The following is a 19,245-nucleotide window of genomic DNA, read 5'->3' on the forward strand; positions in this document are numbered from 1 at the left end:
GGTCCTTCTCGCGCTACCGATCCCGTCTCGCGACGCGGATGAGCTCGGTGAGCGGATGCTGAGGCGGCACGCCGAAGAGCATCGCTGCGCCGTCGAGTCCGGTGCCGCGTGGACTCACGATGTGCGCTGAGGGACGAGCCTCGGCCACCAGTTCGCCGAAGCGCCCCAAGATGCGCTGCGACGTGAACACTCCTCCAATGGCACTCACGAATTCTTCGGCGTCGGGGTTGGCCGGATCCTCGACCCGGCGAAGCGCGGTTACGACCGAACGCGCGAGTTCGCGAGCAGCGCGCAGACTGATCTGTGCACTCGCTGCATCGACGTCGGCGAGTTCGGTCACCGACGACGCGAACGACGCCACGATGCGGACGCGGTCCGGGTCCGACTGCAACTGGACGTAGGCGTCCTCTATGTCACGCCAGCGCTCCCGCACCGCCTCGGTGAGCGCGGTCGGGGCATCCCTGCCGTCGTGCGCGCGCATCGCTGCCTCGAGCGCCTCGCGACCGATCCAGTAGGCGCTGCCGGCGTCGCCCATGATGTTGCCCCAGCCGTCGACGCGCGCGATACGGTTCGATCCGACGCCGAGCGTCACCACACCGGTCCCCGCAGCGATGACAGCGCCCTGAGCATCGCCGAGGGAGCCGAGGAACGACGTGACGGAGTCGTGGGCGAGCAGCACATGCCGGGCACCCACATCGCCGAGCGCTGCGAGAAGCGCGCCGGCGTCGGACTGGCTGCGGGTCAGCCCTGACACGCCGAACGCGACCGCTTCCACAGGCCGGCCGAGCTCGCGCTGCTGCGCGCGCACCACCTCGACCAGCTGGGGCAGTAGAGGCTCGTGGGTCCGCACGCCCGGGTACAGCGTCTCGACGGGGGACTCGACACCGTCACGCGCGCGGACCTTCGTGCCCGTCTGTCCGGCATCAATCGCGACGGTCGTCCCGCCGTAGGGGTGGACGGTCGTCACGAGGTTGTCACCGACTTCCACTCGGCGTACTGAGCAGCCATGAACGCCCCCGCGGGTTTGCCATAGGGACAGTAGTCATCGTTGGTGGACGCTTCCTCCGGCGAGTACAGCTGAGCCGGCCAGTCCCAGAGCATGAGTCCTCCCACCCAGTCTCGGTTGCGGCACGCGCGAAACATCTCGCGGTAGTAGGCGAGCTGCGCTTCGCCAGACGGCGCACCGACGAGCGACCAATCGTTCGGCAGGTCAGGTGACCCGACTCGCGAGGGGCACCCCGCTTCCATGAAGAAGAAGGGCTTGCCGGAAGAACGGACCACCGCCTCGATCCGGTCGAGTTCGCGCTCCCACGCGTTCACGGGGTAGTAGCCGCTCGAAGAAATGACATCAACGGCGTCCCACCAGGAGACTCGGTCTTCCTGGTACTTGTCGCAGTTGTAGGTGATGACGCCGCTGTACACCTCGCGTACGCGGGCGATGAGCCGCCTCCAGTGCTGCTCCTGGCCATCCGATCGCACCATCTCGCAACCCACGCAGAGCATCTCGCAGCTCTCGCGCTCGGCGATTCGAGCCGCGTCGAGGATGAAATCGCTGTAGGAGTCGAACCACTCCGTCCACGATGGCTCGCCGGGCACGTCCCAGTCGAAGAATCCGATGTGTGCACGCCACGTGCCATCGGCCACATTGACGACGGGTTTGAGGCAGACCTTCATGCCCAGTTCGTGCGCCTTCCGGATCGCCCAGGTGATCTCCCCTTCCCCGACGCCCGTGGGGGCCCCGTACCGCACGCTGGTGGAGAAGGCGGTGTCCTGGATGCCGGTGTAGGCGAGGGCAGTCCAGTTCACCTCGTGCTCAGCCATCGACGTGATGGATGCCTCGCCTTCGGGAGTCGCCCACGTGCCGGGGACGCCGACCCATCCCCAGGTCATGCCGCAAACGGGAGCGATCTCACTTTCGTGACTCACGAGCCTGCCACCAGTTCATTGCCAGAGCGCAGGATTCCCGGCTCTCGAAGTTCGCTCTCTGCGATCGCCGCAACGCCGCTGATCCGGAATGTGGTCATCTCGCCAGGGAGGAGGGTGCGCAGTCCTTCGTCGACCGTGGCGGAGGGGGCGATCTTGTCGACCAGGACCGCGAGGTCACGCAGGATGGTGCCCGCAGTCACCTCGACATCGAACGTCTCCTCGTCTGTGTGCGAGACCGCGAGCGAGAACTCGGGGGCGGGGAGCGCGCTGTCGCGCGGCTCTGAGAACCACCAGACTCCCCGTTGGCCGAGCGCCTCGGCGGTAAGGAGCTCGCGCGCGGCGTCGCCGGGTTCGGCGACCGCACCATCGACTGCGACGCGCACGGTAGCGCGGGGACCCACGGCGACGTGACGCGAGTCGGTGGCCACGATGCGGCCGGAGAAGTCGCGGCGGCGCAGTTCCAGATCACCCGACCAGGATTCGTCGGTGTCGTTGACGAGCGTGACCGTGAGCTCGCCGGCGACCGGGACCACGGTGACGACGCGCGGGGCAAAGGCGTTCCGAAGCGCGAAGAACAGAGGCTTCTCCCGGCCGCCGCCGTCAATGGCGGCCCATGAGGTCACCGGCCAGCAGTCGTTCAGCTGCCAGACAACCGCTCCCGAGGTATGCGGGGCGTGCGAGCGAAACCACTCGAGCGCCGCAGTCACGGCGTTCGCCTGGTTCAGCTGCATCGCCCAGTGCCACGTCTCCATGTCTTCGGGCACTCGATAGTGCGGCACGAGTCCGGACGTGAGCTTTGCGTTTCCGTCGATGGCCTTCTGGTGCACGATCATTCCCGGAGACTCCGGCGTGAGCGGCTCGTCGTGGATTGCCTGGGTGAGAGTGGACCAGGTCGGAGGCCCCTGCCAACCGAACTCCGCCACGAAGCGCGGCGTCTGATCCCGATAGGTCTTCCAGTCGAGCCGGTTCCACTGCTCCCAGAGGTGCATCGTGCCGTGTCGTTCGGCGTTCGGGTGCTCTCCGCCGGGGCTGAACGGACTGCCCGGTGCATAGGGGACGTGCGGCGCGATCTCGGCCACGATGGTCGGCAGCAGCTCGTAGTAGTAGTGCTCCCCCCACGACTTGCCGTCGAGCCGCTCCTTCCACCCCCAGTCCTCGTAGCCCCACAGGTTCTCGTTGTTGCCGGTGAGCAGGACGAGGGAGGCGTGATGAGCGATGCGCGTGACATTGTCGCGCGCTTCTGCCTCCACCTCCGACCGCAGGGGCTCGTCCTCTGAATACGCTGCGCACGCGAACGGGAAGTCCTGCCAGGTGAGAAGACCGAGTTCATCGCAGAGGTCGTAGAAGTCGTCGGCCTCGTAGATGCCTCCGCCCCACACTCGGATGAGGTTGATGTGCGCGTGCGTCGCCTGCTCGAGCCGGCGCTGGTACCGCGAACGATCGATCCTGCTCGGGAAGGCATCATCCGGGATCCAGTTGACCCCCTTGACGAAGATGGCGCGGTCGTTCACCACAAGCTCGAACGGCGTGCCGGCGGCATCCGGAGTGGTGTTCCACCGGACGGTGCGGAAGCCGACCCTTCGCGTGGTCTCGTCGAGAAGGGATGCGTTGGCCGAGAGTCGAACCGAGACGTCGTAGAGCGGCTGCGCACCGTGCCCGGCGGGCCACCACTTCTCGACGTCCGGGATCCGCACCTCGATGTCCACGCCCCTGTCGGCGTCCACGTCGACGGTCGCCGACTCACCGGCGACGGACACCGTCATGGTGAGTGGAAGCTCGCCGCCCGTGCGGACCACTGCTGCCCTCACCCGCACGATGCCGCCGGCTCCTTGAGGTTCGGCGGTTACGAGCAGGTCGCCGAGACGTGCACCGGACCAGGTCTCCAGGCGAACCGGGCGCCAGATCCCGCTCGAGTAGGTCGCGATCCCCCAGTCCCAGCCGAAGCTGCACGCGGACTTCCTGATCGCGTCGTACGGGAAGGGATAGGGCCGCGGGCGTGCGCCGAGCGCGACGCTCTGCGCATTCGCGTATCGCACCGGGCTGCGGAACTCGACAGTGAGGCGGTTGTCGCCGGCGCGAAGGCGGTCGGTGATGTCAACTCGGTGCCTCCGATGCTGGTTCGCGACCTCGAGGAGCCGCTCACCGTTCAGGCTGACGGTGGCAATGGTGTCCAGTCCGTCGAACACGAGTTCGTGCCGCTCTCCGGCCGCGAGAACCTCCGCGGTCACCGTCACCTGAGTCTCGTACGTCCAATCGACGAGGCCGATCCACGCGAGCTTCGACTCGTTGTCGTCGAGGTAGGGGTCGGGGATGAGCCCGGCCGCCATGAGATCCAAGTGCACAACTCCAGGAACGGTCGCCAGCAGGTGCTGGCTGCCCACTTCGGCAGGCCCCGATGCCGCGCGCACCGTCCATCCCTCAGTGATCGGGGTACGCGACAGGGGCGCGAGGAGGGGGTTTGCGATGGTCACTTGACTGCTCCAGAGACGAGGCCCTTGTAGATCCAGCGCTGGAGGAACACGAAGGCGATGACGGTGGGAATGATGACGAGGAGGGTCGCCGCAGCGATGAGCTCCCACTGCGCCCCGAAGGGTCCCTTGAAGCGGAAGAGCGCAGTGGAGATCAGTGGTTCGGATTGCAGGTAGAGGAAGGGGAGATAGAACTCGTTGTAGACGGCGATCCCCTTGATGATCACTACCGTGGCGATCGCGGGCTTGAGCAGTGGCAGGATGACGCGCCAGTAGATGGTCCAGCGGTTGGCGCCGTCGATCATCGCCGCCTCGTCGAGTGACATCGGGATCGACTGCATGAACTGGATGAAGATGTAGATCGCGATGATGTCGGTGCCCATGAAGAGGAGGACCAGCGCGGCCTTGGTGTTGTAGAGACCGAGACCGCTGATGATCTGAAAGGTCGCCACTTGGCTCGTGACGCTGGGGATCAAGGTCGCCACGAGGAACAGGCCCAGGACGAGCCGGCGCCCGCGGAAGGCGAACCGATCAATCGCATAGGCGGCCATCGTCCCGATGAGCACCGTTCCGACGAGCGTGATGGCGAGGACGATCGTGGTGTTCACGAAACCCGCGACCATGTCGCCCTGCTCGGCCGCGACGCGGAAGTTGTCGATGTTGAACCAGTTCGACGGAGGGGTCAGCGGCCCCGTCGTCGCATACTCTTCGCTCGTCTTGAAGCTCGCGAAGACGACCACGGACAGGGGCAGCAGCACCACGATGGTTGCGATGATGAGCGATGCGTACTTTACGACGCGCGGGATGACGCGGGTCATGTCAGGTCCACCTTTTCGTCAGGGAACACTCTTCGTTGAACGAAGGTGACCACCAGCACGATGACGAGCAGGACCACCGCCATCGCCGACGCGAGTCCGACTTGGCGGAAGTTGAACGCTGTCTGGATCGTCTGGATCACGAACGTGGCCGTGCCATTGGCTCCGCCCGTCATGATGAACGGGATCTCGAATACGGAGAGGCTTCCGGCCACTGCGAGGATGAACGAGAGCCCGATGATCCGCCGGATGCCGGGGAAGATGATGTATCGGAACTGCTTCCAGCGGTCGGCGCCGTCCAGTTCTGCGGCTTCGTACAGTTCCGCGGGGATCGACTGGATCGCGCCGAGGAACAGCACGAAGTTCAGACCGGTGTAGCGCCACACGGATGTCGCCGCCAGCGAGTAGTTGGCGATCGACGAGTCACCGAGCCACTGGGGCGGCTCTGTGACACCCACCCAGGAAAGGACGGTGTCGAGGGTCCCGCCGGGCTGGAAGAGATAAAGGAACACGAACCCGATGGCGACCCCGTTGATGAGGTAGGGGAAGAAGAGAACCCCCCGGAAGAAGTTGGAGAATCGCGTGCTGAAACTGAGCAGTGTTGCGAAGTAGAGCGCTATCGCCATCTGCGCGAACGATGCGACGAAGTAATAGAGGCTCACGCCGAAGACCGCGAAGATCTCGGGTTCGGTGAAGACCTTGACGTAGTTGTCGATCCCGACGAATTCGTCAACCGGACCGAACCCCGTCCAGTCGTTCAGGCTGTACCAGATCATGTTGATCGCGGGGACGTAGGTCAGAAGGACGAGCAGTCCTACCGCCACCGCGATGAACAGGTACGGGGTGAGGCCGGCGAGCCACCCGCGGCCGGCAGGGCCCCCGGATCGCCTCGGCTTGCGGCGGCGTGGCCGCCGCTCGAGATCCGCTACTCCATGGAGCGGACCGGAGATTCCCGCGGGAACGGGTCCGTTCGTCGAGACCGACACAGTGCTCTCTTCCTTCGATGGTGCTTCCCGCCGGCGGGCGGGGATGGCCGGTCGTCCGGACCGCGGGCGAGCGGGTCCGGACGACCGGTCCGGGGGACTATCCTTCGAGCTCCTCGACCGCTGCACTCCAGCGCTCGTTGAGATCGGCGAAGAAGGTCTCCTTGTCTCCGTCCGCCTGGCCGCGGGCGACGTCCACCAGCTGCTGGCGGTAGATGTTGCCCCAGATGTCGACCTTCGAGGTGTCGGCCACGTTGCTCAGCAGGCCCTCCTGGCCGGCGGGCGCGGGGGCGGCCTCGATCAGTTCGACACCGCCGTCGGCGAGGGAGGTGAGGTTGGACGGCAGCGGGGCATCGATGACTGCCGAGATCATGCCCTGCGTGTCAGTGAAGCCGGACTCCTCCACCAGCCAGTCCAGCCACGCCTTGGCAGCCGCCTTGTTCGAGGAGTTCTTGTTGATCGCCAGGTTGTAGTCACCACCGATGGTCGCGTACTGCGTGCCGTCCTCGGCCGTGGCCGGGAAGGCCATGAAGCCGACGACGTCCTCCGATGCGCCGGCGTCGGCGGCGGCGGTCTGGAACTGCGAGATCGCCCACGATCCGAGAACCATCGATGCGATCTTCCCTGTGGCGAAGTCCGACTTGGACTGCTCCCAGTTCGTCGTCAGGGGATCGGGCTCGTTGAGTCCTTCCGCGACGATGTCATAGAGCAGCGAGTCGATTGCGTAGATGTCGGTGCCCTCGACCCACGGCGTGGGGTCGGTAGCCATCTCGTTCTGCGCGTCGGCATTGCCGGTCAGCGCGCCGACGTTGGCCGTCCATTGACCGCCGAGCGGCCAGCCGTCCTTGTAGTTGGTGTAGTACGGGATTGCCTCGGTGTTGTCCTTGACGGCCTGCAGCGCGTCGAGGAACTCGTCCTCGGTGGTCGGAACCTCGGTGACGCCGGCCGCCTCGAACACCTCCGTGTTGTAGAGCACGCCGTTGGCGTTGCCGCCGAGTGCGATGCCGTACGCGACGCCGTCGTAGCTGGCGGGTGCCAGGAACCGGTAGGTCCCTTCCAGTTCACCGACGTCCCCGAGGGGCTCGAAGAAGTCCGCGAACTGATCTGCGGGCACCTGTGGGATGAGCAGCACGTCGCCATAGCCGTTCGGGCTGCTCATGCGGGTGCGGACGTCATCCGCGTAGTTGGTGATCGCCTCGACCGTGACGTTGACGTCTGGGTACTCCTTCTGGAACTCCTCGATGTAGGCGTCCCAGGTCCCATCCGTCTCCAGGTCGGTGCGGTTCGTGAGGAACGTGATGTCCCCCGCGACTTCGTCGCTCGTGGGCTCGCCGCTTCCGCCGCCTGAACAGGAAGTCAGCAGCAGCGTCGTCGCCGCTGCCGCCGCGACAAGGCCGATCATTGCCTTGCGTGTTGCCATGTGAATGTCTCCCTCGCTGGTGTGGGCACCCACCGGTGTGGCGAGGGTGCCCTCACCGTCGGGGTGCGGTGTCAGCGTAGGACAATCGACACGTGGAGTAAAGCGCTTTAGTAGTTTTTGTCCTACACTGTCCTCGATCGCCTCTCCCAATCCACGACCGCCTCGCGGCCGATTCCCATGTACCTCCCCGAGAAAGAGGACGCTGATGTCCGGAGAATGTCCTTCGTGGTCATTGGTTGCCCAAACCAGGTCTCCCCGCGATGAAGGTGCCTCTGCCCCCGACCTTGAGCAGCGCAGATGAGCGTTCAGCAACGGGCGACGCTGGAGGACGTCGCCAGACTCGCCGGAGTGAGCGCCAAGACGGTGTCACGGGTGTTCAATCAGCGCGAACTGGTCAATCCGGCGACGGTCGACCGCGTCATGATCGCGGCGAAGCGGCTGCGGTTCCGGCCGAACACTCTGGCCAGGGGGCTGCGGCGGGGAGGCGGTACCAACACGATCGGCCTGATGGTCGGAGAGCTCGGAAACCCCTTCTACTACAAGGTCGCGGCGGGGCTGGAACACGAGCTGGCCGCGGGCGGATTCAGGGTCGTGCTCGCAACCTCGGACGACACCGTCGAAGGTGAGGAGCGGGTGGCGGACGCCCTCCTCGCCCAGCGCATCGCGGCCCTGGTCATGATCCCGGTCTCGGACGACCAGTCGTATCTCGAAGGCGAACGGCACTTGGGCACGCCGGTCATCGCCGTGGACCGCCCCGCCCGAAACCTTGTGGCCGACTCCGTGCTCCTCGCCAACCGAACCGGAGCCTTCGACGCGACCTCGCGCCTTCTGGAACGCGGGCACCGCCGCATCGCATACGCGTGCAATCCGGCGTCGATCTACTCTCAGTCTGAACGCGTGGCCGGTTATCGACAGGCGATGGCCAATGCCGGCATCGCTGATACCCACGAGTGGGAGCGCCTGAGAGATGATCGCGAGCTCGAGCCCGAAGCGCTGATGCGCGATCTGCTCGCAGGGCCGAATCCACCCACGGCGGTCATCTGCGGCAACAACCGCATGACGATCGGCGCTCTGCGGGCAATGAAGGACCTCGACGACCGAAAGACCGCCCTCATCGGATTCGACGACTTCGATACGGCCGACGTGATCGGCGTGAGCGTCATCAGTTACGACCCGTTCGAGCTGGGGCGCCGCGCCGCCAGCCTAGCCGTCGAGAGGATCGCCGACCCCACCGGTGCGACGCAGTCGATCACGCTCCCGACGTGGGTGATCGAGCGCGGGACCGGCGAGCGCGTACCGGAGACAAGCGAATGAGTGGCGAAGTGATTCACCTCGAATCCGAAGGCATCTCGCTCCTGATCGATACGAGCCACCGCGGACTCCCCCGCGCGCTCTACTGGGGCTCGAGCCTGGGCGAACTCGACGATCGAGAAGCGGCCGAGACCGCCCGGGCGCTCGCGCGTCAAACACCGCCCGCCACACTCGACTCCGCCTGGGAAACGACTCTCCTGCCGCTGGAGGGCGACGGGTGGAGCGGGAGGCCCGGCATACAGGTGCGCAGGGATGGCGTGCTCCTCAGGCCGCGGTGGGAGGTTGTGCAACTGAAGTCCGCCGCCTCGTCACTCCACGTCGAAGCGCGGGACGCGACATCCGGACTCACGCTTGACGTCGGTCTGGAGATCGCCGCTGGCGGTGTGGTCTGGTGCACCGGCGCATTGCGCCACGATGGAGTCGAGGACGCTGTCTTCGAAGTGGAGTGGATCGAGCCGACGCTCCCCGTCCCGTCCTCGACCACCCACGTGACGAGCCTCGACGGTCGGTGGTCCCGGGAGAAGCGCCCGGCGGAGTCGCAGATTCCGCCGGGCTCGACGGTCCGCCAATCGCGACGAGGGCGTCCGGGCCATGACGCGGCGACGTTCTTCGCCCTCTCGGAAGGGGCACCGCAGTGGGATCGTGGACGGGTCTGGCTCACTCACGCGGCGTGGTCCGCGGACACGACCTACCGCGTCGACCGTCTCACCGAGTCCCTGACGCTGCTCGGCAGTGGAGAGCTGCTGCGGCCGGGAGAGATCGTCCTGCAACGCGGCGAGGAGTACCGCTCACCGGCGGTGGCCTTCGTGTTCTCCGACGCCGGCCTGGATGGCCTAGCGCACCGTGTGCATACGTGGCTTCGCGGTCGACCGCAGCATCCGCGTTCTCCCCGTCCGTTCACGCTCAACACCTGGGAGGCCGTCTACTTCGACCAAGATCCTCGTGAGCTCGAGAGGCTCGCCGACGTGGCAGCCGAGGTGGGCGTGGAGCGCTTCGTCCTCGACGACGGCTGGTTCGCCGGGCGACGCGACGACACGACGAGCCTCGGCGACTGGACGGTGGACACCACCGTCTGGCCCGACGGATTGCGGCCGCTCGCCGATCGGGTGCACGGCCTCGGGATGCAGTTCGGGCTGTGGTTCGAGCCCGAGATGATCAGCCTCGACTCCGACCTCGCGCGCCGTCACCCCGACTGGCTGCTGCACGACCCGCGGCACCTCGAGCACGACGCGTCCCTATCGTGGCGCTCCCAATACGTGCTCGATCTGGCGAACCCCGACGCGTACGCGTACATCCGGGATCGCATCGACGCGCTCATCGACGAGATCGGGATCGACTACATCAAGTGGGACCACAACCGCGATCTGATCGAGTCGGTGCACGACGGCCGACCGGGGACCCACGTGCAGACCCAGGCGGTCTACCGGCTGATCCGCGAGCTGAAGGAGAGCCACGCGAGCCTTGAGGTCGAGTCCTGCTCGAGCGGCGGGGCCCGCACAGACCTCGCCATTCTCGATGTCTGCGACCGCGTGTGGGGCAGCGACTCCAACGACCCGGTCGAGCGGCAGGACATCCAGCGCTGGACCGGCTTGCTCGTGCCGCCGGAACTCGTCGGGGCTCACGTAGGACCCGCTCAATCGCACAGCTCCGGCAGGGTGACCTCGCTGGGGATGCGGATGGCTACGAGCCTCATGGGGTCGGCGGGACTGGAGTGGAACATCCTCACGTGCAGCGCGGAAGAGCGTGACGCGATAGCTGGCTTCGCATCTGCGTACAAGGAGTTGCGTCCGCTGATCCACTCCAGCGTCGTCGCGCATCCGGCGATGAGGGATCCCGCTTGGCGCGTGACCACCTTCCTCCACCCGGACGGCCGCGAGGCCGTGGTCATCGCAGCCACGGTGTCGGGCTTAGAGGATGCCAGAGCCGAACGGCTGCGCATAGACGGCCTCGATCCGAATCGCCTGTTCCGGGTCGCCATGCGGACCGAGTTCGGCGAGCTCGTGGCGGGGTGGAACATCCCGGGATGGATGAACGAAGAAGGTGTTCGCCTCTCGGGGCGCGTCCTTGCGCAGGCGGGTCTCCAGCTACCCGTGCTGTGGCCTATGCAGGCCATCGTCCTGCACATCAGATCTGAGGAGTGAACCGGTGAGTGCAGCAGAAACCCGACCAACTATCGTCTTCGCGGGCGACAGCGTCACCGACTGCGGTCGAAGAGAGGACCCGCGCGAGCTCGGTGACGGGTACGTCGAACAGCTCGCAGCCTCCAGAGCACTGCGGGGGTTCCGTGTCATCAATCGCGGGGTGGCAGGCGACCGCGTGCGAGATCTGAAGGCCCGGTGGGAGCGAGAGGTGCTTTCCCAGAAGCCCTCTATCGTCAGCATCCTGATCGGAATCAACGACGTCTGGCGGCGCTACGACAGCGACGACCCGACCCCTCTCGGCGAATTCGTCGCTGACTACCGGTACCTGTTGGAGTCCCTCTCCCAGGCCGGAGTTTCCGCCGTCGTCTGCGAGCCGGTCCTCCTCCCGGTGAACTCCGATCAGGAGGAGTGGTACGAGGATCTGGAGCCGAAGCTCGTCGCAGTTCGTGGTCTCGCCGCCGAGTTCGGCGCGCGCCTCGTGCCCACGCAGACGCTGCTCACGGCGCTTCGACGAGAGGGTTCGACCGAGCTCGCCCCGGACGGAGTGCATCCGAGCCCCGCGGGTCACCTCGCGCTGGCCGCAACATGGCTCGCCCACGCACCGATCACAACACCGGGTTCCGTATGAGCGCCCGCCTGCTCAGGATCGAAGGGGTCATCCGCGACTACGACTGGGGCTCGCGCGGCGGCATCTCGCGGGTACTCGGCCGTGCCGAGACCGAGGAAGTCGAGGCCGAGCTGTGGCTCGGAGCACACGCGTCTGCGCCCGCGCGGATCACGACCGTGCCGGCCGGCGAGAGTGACCTCGCCGGGTGGGAGAGCGCGACGGGTGAGTCGGTTCCCTTCCTGCTGAAGTTGCTGTCCGCGAGATCCCCCCTGTCACTTCAGGCGCACCCGACAACGGAACAGGCGGCGGCAGGGTTCGCAGCCGAAGAAGCCGTGGGCATCCCACAGTCCGCGAGGGAGCGAAACTACAAGGATCCGTATGCGAAGCCAGAGTTGATCGTCGCACTCGAGGATGGGTTCGAGGCACTCTGCGGATTCCGTGAACCCGCAGACACGGTCGCAGCCATCCGCGACCTGGCCGATGCCTCGCCGGATCGTGCGCCGTTCGAGAAGTGGGGGCGAATCCTCCGCGGACCGGACGGGGTGCGTGCCGCGTTCAGATGGCTCCTCGACGGAGGGCAAACGGTAGACCGGCTAGTGGCTAGCCTGACCGCTGTCGCATCCGCCGATCCTCTCCGCTACGAACTGCCCGATCGCATCGCGCGGCAATACCCCGCCGACGCCGGAATCGCGATCTCCCTCATGCTCAACCACGTCACCCTCGCGGCGGGCGAGGCGCTGTGGCTGCCCGCGGGGAACATCCACGCCTACCTTCGTGGGACGGGGATTGAGCTCATGGGCCCGTCAGACAATGTGCTGCGCGGGGGGATGACGTCCAAGCATGTGGATCTCCCCGAACTGATCCAGGTGCTCGATTTCTCGACGGGGCCCGCGTCCCGGCTGGACGCGGATCGACTGTCCGACCACGTCATCGAGTACCGGCCCGCATCGGTTCCGACAGGTCGGAATGTCCCGTTCGCCCTCGTCATGATCGACGGCGACGACGTGGTGACCACAGCCGGCCCGACCGTCGGGCTGGTGGTCGACGGTGAGTTCGTCGTGTCAACGGGCGACTCAGGTGAGTCGTTCGCTCAGGGGTCGGCGTTCCTCGTGACAAGCCCGGTGCATCTCGCCGTCCGCGGGGCCGGTCGGCTCTACCTCGCCGTGGGCGATGAGACGACGAGGCGGTGAAGAGAATGACAAGGGATGTACAACGTCTGTAACATAGGCCGCTGGGAGGGACGCACATTGACCGATGACGTGACATGGCTGTCCGCGGCCCAGCTCGCTGAAAGGTACCGTCGTCGCGAGCTCTCGCCGGTGGAGGTCGTCGACGCCGCCCTCACGCGGATCGATCGCGTCGATCCGTCGATCAACGCCTTCGTCACCGTGACGACGGACGAAGCGCGCGCGAGAGCGAGGGTCGCAGAGGAGCGACTCTGGGCCGGCGAGGCACTGCCACCGCTTTTCGGCATTCCGATCACCGTCAAGGATCTGACGGACACCGCCGGAGTCCGGACGACCTACGGGAGCACGATCTTCCAGGACCACGTGCCCACGGCCGATGCGATCTCATGGGAACGCCTGAAGGCGTGCGGGGTGATCCTGATCGGGAAGACGACCACTCCGGAGTTCGGTCTACTGGGAACGACCGAGAGCCATCTGAGCGGTACGACCTCCAACCCGTGGGACTGTCGTCGGACTTCGGGAGGTTCGAGCGGAGGGGCAGCGGCCGCGACCGCCGCGGGAGTCACCCCGCTAGCGTGGGGCAGTGACGGCGGAGGATCCATTCGCGTCCCCGCTTCGCTGTGCGGCACGGTGGGGTTCAAGGCGAGCCTCGGCCGAATCCCGCTTCGAGACAGCACCGACCCGTCGACCACGGAGGGCCCGATCACCCGAACTGTGCTCGACGCGGGACTCCTGCTCGACGCAACAGCGGGGCCCGACCATCGGGATCGATTCGCGCTTCCTCACACCGGGGAAAGCTTTTCGGGCGCCGCCCGCAACCCCCGAGACCTGCGTGGAGTGCGGATCGCGGTGAGCCCGGACCTCGGCATTGGGCGACTCGATTCGGAGACGCGCGCGGGCTTCGAGTCTGCCGTCAATCGGCTGCAGGACGCCGGCGCCTTCATCGAACCCGTCGACGTGTCGCTGCCCGATGTCCTCGAATACTTCGTCGCGTATTGGGGGCCGGAGTACATCGCGGTCGCCGACGACTTCGCGGCCTCCGGAACACCACTATGGCCGCTGATCAGCGAGATCGCCGACCGCGCGCGAGCGCTCGACCCCCGCACGGTGAGCGACGCCCTGCGCGGCACACGCACGCTCATCTATAACGAGTACATGCGAATCCTCGGTCCCTGTGAGTTCCTCGTCACCCCGACGACGCCGATGCCCGCACCACTCCACAGCGAGATACTCGCGGACAACGGCGACTTCGGCCTCTCGTTCGCGCTGCACCGCCTTACGGAATCTGCGACCCATGCCGGACTGCCGGCGATCAGCGTCCCGGCAGCATTTACAAGCGGCGGCCTCCCCATCGGCCTGCAGGTCATCGGACGTCCGCGTGCGGACGCCTCGGTCCTCTCCATTGCTGCGGCCTTCGAGCAGCTCAGCGATGCTGGGCAGCGGCACCCGCATTGAGATCATCCGGTCCGCGGAGGACGCGGACCGGACCACTACGCGACTTCAGTGGCGCAGCCGTCCTCCATACGAATTACTCGATCGGCGACGTAGGCCACCGCACCGGCGTCGTGCGAAACGAACACCGCGGTGAAGCCGAGCTCCCGGTGGACAGCGGCGATCTCCCTCAGCACCTGCGCCTGCACCGAGACGTCCAGGGAGCTCACGGCCTCATCGAACACGATCAGCTCGGGCTTCGCGATGAGCGCGCGCGCGATCGACGCGCGCTGCCGCTGACCTCCCGACAGCTCGTGAGGGAACCGGTCGGCCAGATCGGGGTCCAGCGCGAGCCGCTCCATCGTCGCGCGCACTCTGGTTCGAGTTTCAGACCTGCCTGGCCTTCCGACCACCCTGAGCGGCTCAGCGATCGACGCTCCGACGCGCAGGCTTGGATTGAGCGCCCAGTCGGGGTGTTGAAGGACGACCTGCACGGATCCACGATTGCGACGACGCTCTTCGCGCAACGGCCGTCCTCGGAGAAGAACGGACCCGGAGTCCGGGCTCTGAAGACCGAGCATCAGGCGGCAGAGCGTTGATTTTCCGGATCCCGAGGCGCCGACGACGCCGAGAATCTCACCCCGCCGGATCTCGACCGAGACGTCCCGCAATGCGCGCCTGCGGGTGCGATCCCACGGAGGTCCAGAGACGAACTCGACATTCGCTTTGCTGATCGAGACCGCGATATCGGCGCTGGTCGTTCGCGGCTCGCGAGGCTCCGCATCACGCAGGCTCGTCGCCGCGAGGAGGCGCTTCGTGTATTCCGCCTTCGGCTGCGACACAACCTGTTCCACCGCCCCCTGCTCGACGATCTCGCCGCGATACATGACCAGCACACGCGAGCAGTGTTCGCGGACGACGGTCAGGTCGTGGGTGATCAGCAGCAACGCGGCATCATTCTCGCGCGCAAGCGCGACAAGTCGCTCGAGCACGGCTCTTGCGACGTTCGCGTCGAGGGCGCTGGTCGGTTCATCGGCGACGAGCAGACGAGGGCGGCGCGCCAGAGCCAGCGCGATTCCGACCCTCTGCGCCATCCCACCCGAGAGCTGATGCGGGAAGGAGTGGAGGATACGATGCGTCTCCAGCAGGCCCACTGCTTGAAGTGCAGCCTCTGCAGCTGCCAGATCGAGCCCGATGTCCGAGAACGCCCTCCCGATCTTTCGGGTCGGATCCATGGATGTGATGGGGTTCTGACTGATGAGACCGAGCCGATCCCTGCGGATCGCCCGACGCTCGTCAGCCGTCGCGCTCGCGAGATCTGCGCCGGCGATGGAGAGCGTGCGAGCGTCGCGCGAGGCATTCGGTGCGAGCGTGCCCGAGATCGCGGCCGCGAGCGTCGACTTTCCCGAGCCGCTCTCGCCGACGACCCCGACGATCTCTCCTGGCGCGATGCGGAGGTCGACATCCCGCAGGGTCTGGACTGGACTGCGCGAGGTGGCGTAGGAAACTGCGAGTCCGGCGATCTCCAATGCCGACATGGACGTCATGACATCGACCTTTCGTCGCGAGGATCGAGTGCGTCGCGAAGGCCGTCCCCCACGAGATTGACAGAGAGGATCGCGGCCGCGAGCACGGCACCCGGCACGAGCGCGAGCCACGGATAGACGGTGAGGTACGCCGACCCCTCCTGCACAAGCGAGCCGAGGGACGCGGCGGGTGGAACGACACCGAAGCCGAGGAAGCTGAGGCCGCCTTCGATCAGCATCGCGATCGAGGCCGCGTAGGTGGCTTGGACAGCGACCGCGCCGCCGATGTTGGGGAGAACGTGCCGGACGGCGATCCTCAGGCCCCGTGCTCCTCCTACCGCGCTGGCCGTGACGAAGTCCCGGTGGACGACGTCTCGCGTGGCACCACGGAAGACACGCATCATGAGGGGGAGGGTGATGATGAAGATCGATGCGATCGCCGCGACCTCACCGGCTCCGACGATCGTCGCCACGAGAATGCTGAGAAGCATGGCCGGGAAGGCGAACAGCCCGTCGGCGATGCGCATCGAGAGCACTTCGACCGGTCCACCCATGAGTCCCGCTGCGATGCCGATGGCCGTGGCGAGGAGAGTGCTCAAAGTGACGGCGACTACGGAGATGAAGACGGTCGTCCGTGTCGCTTCGATCAGGCGCGGTAGAAGGTCCCTCCCGAGAGCGTCCGTGCCCAGAGGGAAGGTCCAGGACGGGGGCTCGAACCGCGCCCCCACCGTCGAAGTGCCGTCCAGTCCGGGGAGCACGAGGCTCAACAGGCACACGGCAAGGAGGGCAGTCAACAGCACCAGACCGATACGCGCCAAAGGATCTCGCCGGAACGGCAGGTGAATGCGTGTGGTTCTCACGCGGCATCCCGCCTCTCTGCGCGCCGGGGATCCAACAGCACCTGCACGACGTCCACGATCATGTTGGCGACGATGAAGACGGTCGCACTCAGAAGCACGATGGCCTGCACGACGGCGAAGTCACGGCTACGGACCGACGTTGCGAAGAAGTACCCGATGCCGGGCACGGAGAAGAGGGTCTCGACCACGACGGTGCCCCCGAGGAAACCGCCGATGAGCAGGGCGATGACGGTGACCGTCGGCGCAGCAGAATTGCGCAGAACGTGCCGCCTGACGATTTGCGAGGGAGAGTCGCCGCGCGCAACCGCCGTGGAGATGAACGGCTGCGCGAGCGTGCTCTGCAACGAATCCCGCAGGGTCCGCATCACCAGCGCGACTCCCCCGAGCCCGAGGGTGATCGCCGGAAGAATCACCGACGCCAGGGCACCGGCCGGATCCACCCAGAAAGGAATGTATCCCCGGTTCGTCAGACCCCATCCCCATACCGTGGCCAAATAGAGCAGCAGCGTACCGAGCACGAAGTCCGGAAGGCTGAGGCTGAGGGTCCCCGCCAGCCGCGCCGAGCCCCGAACCGCTCGATGGCGGGCGAGGCCCGCGACCAGGCCCAGGACTATGCCAGCCACCACTGCTATCAGCAGCGCGACGATCACCAACTGCAGGGTAGGGGGCAAGCGCACTTCGATCTCGTCGACCACGGGGCGGCCGCTGACGAGGGAGACGCCCAAGTCTCCTTGCAGCGCCGCGAGCAGCCAGTTGCCGAACTGAACGAGGACGGGCTGATCAAGGCCAAACCGCTCGATCGCCTCTTGCCGGGCCTGCTCCGACGCCCTCGGCCCGAGGACGATCTCCGCGAACCCGCCCGGGAGGAGCTGGAGGGAGAGGAAGACGACCAGCAGCACCACGAGGAGCGTGATGGCTGCTGTGCCGATCTTTCGGAGCAGGAACCCGGCAAGTCTCACGTCAACCCAACTCGGTGTACTCGGTGATGTTGCGGAGGTAGATGTCGTAGCCGTCGAACGCCGGGATCTCGGCATCCACCTGGTCCGTCCGCACCGCGATCGTGGTGGACTTGGTCGCGAGCGGAACGACGTTGGCCGTCTCGGCGACGAGGACGCAGAGGTCCTCAAGCGCCTGCGACCGCTCCTCGGGGTCGCTGCTGGTGTTCGCGACGTTGAGCAGCTCTTCCAGGCCGGGAGTCACCGACAAGAAGCCCGAGAGCTCGTTCGGGTTGGCGGGGTCGACGACGAGGTTCTGGATCGCCATGGTCGGGTAGAGGTAGCCCGCGTAGTAGTCGATCAGCGCGTCGAAGTCGGACGGATTCTGCACGTAGACGCGGTCGATGTAGGCGCCCATCTCTGGTGTCTCGATCGTTGCATCGAGTCCTGCGTCAGCGAACCCCTGCTGCAGGACCTGTGCGATCGGGTCGAATGTGGACAGATAGGGGGGCGACATGATGTCGAAGCCGGTGCCGGCGAGTCCCGCGTCTGCCAGGAGCTCTGCGGCCTCCTGGGAGGTGCCGCCGTAGGTAGGCAGCGCGTCGGGCGAGCAGGAGCCGGGAAGTCCGGCGGAGGCGATCGCTGTCGGAAGTCCACTCCCCGCGAGGGCAGTGTCGATGAGCGCCGCCCGGTCGACCGCTGTCGCGGTCGCCCGGCGAAGGTCCTGGTCGACGAATGGCGACTCCGGCGATACGGAATTGAGTGCAAGCCAGTACACGTCGCTGGATTCCTGGACGACCGTCTCGACATCCGGCACCCCGGCGAGGAGGGTCGACGAGTCGGGGTTCGCGAAGTACGCGATATCGGTGGACCCATCGCGCAGTGCAGCGATGCGCGCGGAGTCGTCGGGGACGATGCGGACGATGACCTCACCGAGGGCGACCTCATCGGCACCCCAGTACTCGGGGTTCGCCGTGAAGGTCCACTGCTGATCCTGCACGTGCTCTTCAAACTGGAATGGGCCGGTGCCGAGCATCTCGGTGGTGGGGTCGAACGTGCCTGCCTCGATCTCTTCCATGGGGAGGATCGCAGCGCTGACGCTCGCGAGGGACGCCAGGAACGGGGCCCAAGGCGTCGCGAGATCGAAGCGCACCGTCTGGGCGTCCACCTCGACCACGTCGGTCACAGGCCCCAGTTGGGCCGCCCAGTAGGAGCCGGTGTCGGGGCTCAGGAGCCGCTGGAAGGAGCCGACAACATCCGATGCGGCGAGCGGGCGTCCGTTCGAGAACGCGACATCGTCCCTGAGCGTGAAGGTGTAGCTGGTGCCGTCGTCGGTCCAGGATTCGGCGATCGACGGCAGGATCTCCGACGCGGAGTTCGTGGTCACGAGCGAATCGTAAACGAGATCCTGGAGGCGCCAGCTGGAGTCGTAGAGGCTCGTCTGGGGGTCGAGCTCCGAGGTGTCTGCCGCCTCCGCGATCGTGAGGGACCCGCCGCTTACGGGGGACCCGGTCGGCGATGGAGCGCCGGCCCCGCAACCGCTGAGAGTGATCGCGGTGATCGCCGAGACGGCGACGAGTGTCATCCGTGAGGGAACGTTCATTTCACTGTCTCCTGTGTTCTGTGATTGCGGTC

The 19,245-nt window shown here is 66.4% G+C and carries 15 protein-coding genes; 5 read left to right on the forward strand and 10 right to left on the reverse strand.

What is annotated here, in order from left to right; all coding sequences use genetic code 11:
- Positions 1 to 13: 13 nt before the first annotated feature.
- The 6 genes from ACFQ0P_RS04040 to ACFQ0P_RS04065 all read right to left on the reverse strand — a co-directional run bounded on the left by ACFQ0P_RS04040 (position 14) and on the right by ACFQ0P_RS04065 (position 7,612).
- Positions 14 to 967: an N-acetylglucosamine kinase gene (locus tag ACFQ0P_RS04040; protein ID WP_204980634.1), complete on the reverse strand. Its 954-nt coding sequence runs from the start codon at positions 965 to 967 to the stop codon at positions 14 to 16.
- Positions 964 to 1,890 (reverse strand): glycoside hydrolase family 113, encoded by a 927-nt coding sequence (locus ACFQ0P_RS04045; protein ID WP_204980636.1) that lies wholly within the window; start codon positions 1,888 to 1,890, stop codon positions 964 to 966. The genes ACFQ0P_RS04040 and ACFQ0P_RS04045 overlap by 4 nt, the downstream gene beginning before the upstream one ends.
- A gap of 32 nt (positions 1,891 to 1,922) precedes the next feature.
- Complete coding sequence (locus ACFQ0P_RS04050; RefSeq protein WP_378771415.1) at positions 1,923 to 4,397, reverse strand: glycoside hydrolase family 2 protein; 2,475 nt, start codon at positions 4,395 to 4,397, stop codon at positions 1,923 to 1,925.
- Entirely contained in the window at positions 4,394 to 5,212 is an 819-nt protein-coding gene (locus tag ACFQ0P_RS04055; protein ID WP_204980638.1) for a carbohydrate ABC transporter permease, read from the reverse strand. Before ACFQ0P_RS04055 ends, ACFQ0P_RS04050 begins: the two co-directional genes overlap by 4 nt.
- A complete protein-coding gene (locus tag ACFQ0P_RS04060) occupies positions 5,209 to 6,195 on the reverse strand; it encodes a carbohydrate ABC transporter permease (RefSeq protein WP_204980640.1) in 987 nt (328 codons plus the stop codon). Before ACFQ0P_RS04060 ends, ACFQ0P_RS04055 begins: the two co-directional genes overlap by 4 nt.
- Before the next feature lie 97 nt (positions 6,196 to 6,292).
- A complete protein-coding gene (locus tag ACFQ0P_RS04065) occupies positions 6,293 to 7,612 on the reverse strand; it encodes an ABC transporter substrate-binding protein (protein WP_378771418.1) in 1,320 nt (439 codons plus the stop codon).
- A gap of 297 nt (positions 7,613 to 7,909) precedes the next feature.
- Between ACFQ0P_RS04065 and ACFQ0P_RS04070 the strand changes: the two genes are divergently transcribed.
- The 5 genes from ACFQ0P_RS04070 to ACFQ0P_RS04090 are packed head-to-tail and all read left to right on the forward strand — an operon-like array spanning position 7,910 to position 14,313.
- The gene (locus tag ACFQ0P_RS04070) at positions 7,910 to 8,926 is read left to right on the forward strand and encodes a LacI family DNA-binding transcriptional regulator (RefSeq protein ID WP_204980642.1); all 1,017 of its coding nucleotides are present in this window, start codon (positions 7,910 to 7,912) and stop codon (positions 8,924 to 8,926) included.
- A gap of 8 nt (positions 8,927 to 8,934) precedes the next feature.
- The gene (locus ACFQ0P_RS04075) at positions 8,935 to 11,064 is read left to right on the forward strand and encodes an alpha-galactosidase (protein WP_378771421.1); all 2,130 of its coding nucleotides are present in this window, start codon (positions 8,935 to 8,937) and stop codon (positions 11,062 to 11,064) included.
- Between the two features lie 4 nt (positions 11,065 to 11,068).
- A complete protein-coding gene (locus ACFQ0P_RS04080; RefSeq protein ID WP_204980647.1) occupies positions 11,069 to 11,692 on the forward strand; it encodes an SGNH/GDSL hydrolase family protein in 624 nt (207 codons plus the stop codon).
- Positions 11,689 to 12,861 carry a mannose-6-phosphate isomerase, class I gene (manA, locus tag ACFQ0P_RS04085; protein ID WP_204980649.1) on the forward strand — a complete coding sequence of 391 codons (1,173 nt, stop codon included), beginning with the start codon at positions 11,689 to 11,691 and terminating at the stop codon, positions 12,859 to 12,861. Before ACFQ0P_RS04080 ends, manA begins: the two co-directional genes overlap by 4 nt.
- A gap of 57 nt (positions 12,862 to 12,918) precedes the next feature.
- On the forward strand, positions 12,919 to 14,313 hold the full coding sequence (locus ACFQ0P_RS04090) for an amidase (RefSeq protein WP_204980651.1): 1,395 nt from the start codon (positions 12,919 to 12,921) through the stop codon (positions 14,311 to 14,313).
- Positions 14,314 to 14,348: 35 nt separating this feature from the next.
- On the opposite strand, the gene ACFQ0P_RS04095 is transcribed toward ACFQ0P_RS04090, so the two are convergent.
- Genes ACFQ0P_RS04095 through ACFQ0P_RS04110 form a run of 4 tightly spaced genes read right to left on the reverse strand, consistent with a single transcriptional unit; the run spans position 14,349 to position 19,213 of the window.
- A complete protein-coding gene (locus ACFQ0P_RS04095) occupies positions 14,349 to 15,836 on the reverse strand; it encodes an ABC transporter ATP-binding protein (protein WP_204980654.1) in 1,488 nt (495 codons plus the stop codon).
- The gene (locus tag ACFQ0P_RS04100; protein WP_378772352.1) at positions 15,833 to 16,615 is read right to left on the reverse strand and encodes an ABC transporter permease; all 783 of its coding nucleotides are present in this window, start codon (positions 16,613 to 16,615) and stop codon (positions 15,833 to 15,835) included. Before ACFQ0P_RS04100 ends, ACFQ0P_RS04095 begins: the two co-directional genes overlap by 4 nt.
- A gap of 56 nt (positions 16,616 to 16,671) precedes the next feature.
- Complete coding sequence (locus ACFQ0P_RS04105; protein WP_378771425.1) at positions 16,672 to 17,709, reverse strand: ABC transporter permease; 1,038 nt, start codon at positions 17,707 to 17,709, stop codon at positions 16,672 to 16,674.
- Positions 17,636 to 19,213: an ABC transporter substrate-binding protein gene (locus ACFQ0P_RS04110; protein ID WP_204980659.1), complete on the reverse strand. Its 1,578-nt coding sequence runs from the start codon at positions 19,211 to 19,213 to the stop codon at positions 17,636 to 17,638. Before ACFQ0P_RS04110 ends, ACFQ0P_RS04105 begins: the two co-directional genes overlap by 74 nt.
- Positions 19,214 to 19,245 lie beyond the last annotated feature (32 nt).

Source organism: Microbacterium insulae, assembly GCF_042677065.1.
GTDB classification, from domain to species: Bacteria; Actinomycetota; Actinomycetes; order Actinomycetales; family Microbacteriaceae; genus Microbacterium; species Microbacterium insulae.

Excerpts from the sequence above, each read along its gene's own strand:
- ACFQ0P_RS04065 (WP_378771418.1), bottom strand. The coding sequence starts at position 7,612 with ATGGCAACACGCAAGGCAATGATCGGCCTTGTCGCGGCGGCAGCGGCG.
- ACFQ0P_RS04095 (WP_204980654.1), bottom strand. The coding sequence starts at position 15,836 with ATGACGTCCATGTCGGCATTGGAGATCGCCGGACTCGCAGTTTCCTAC.
- ACFQ0P_RS04045 (WP_204980636.1), bottom strand. The coding sequence starts at position 1,890 with ATGACCTGGGGATGGGTCGGCGTCCCCGGCACGTGGGCGACTCCCGAA.
- manA (WP_204980649.1), top strand. The coding sequence starts at position 11,689 with ATGAGCGCCCGCCTGCTCAGGATCGAAGGGGTCATCCGCGACTACGAC.
- ACFQ0P_RS04070 (WP_204980642.1), top strand. The coding sequence starts at position 7,910 with ATGAGCGTTCAGCAACGGGCGACGCTGGAGGACGTCGCCAGACTCGCC.
- ACFQ0P_RS04105 (WP_378771425.1), bottom strand. The coding sequence starts at position 17,709 with ATGCCGAGATCCCGGCGTTCGACGGCTACGACATCTACCTCCGCAACA.
- ACFQ0P_RS04055 (WP_204980638.1), bottom strand. The coding sequence starts at position 5,212 with ATGACCCGCGTCATCCCGCGCGTCGTAAAGTACGCATCGCTCATCATC.
- ACFQ0P_RS04110 (WP_204980659.1), bottom strand. The coding sequence starts at position 19,213 with ATGAACGTTCCCTCACGGATGACACTCGTCGCCGTCTCGGCGATCACC.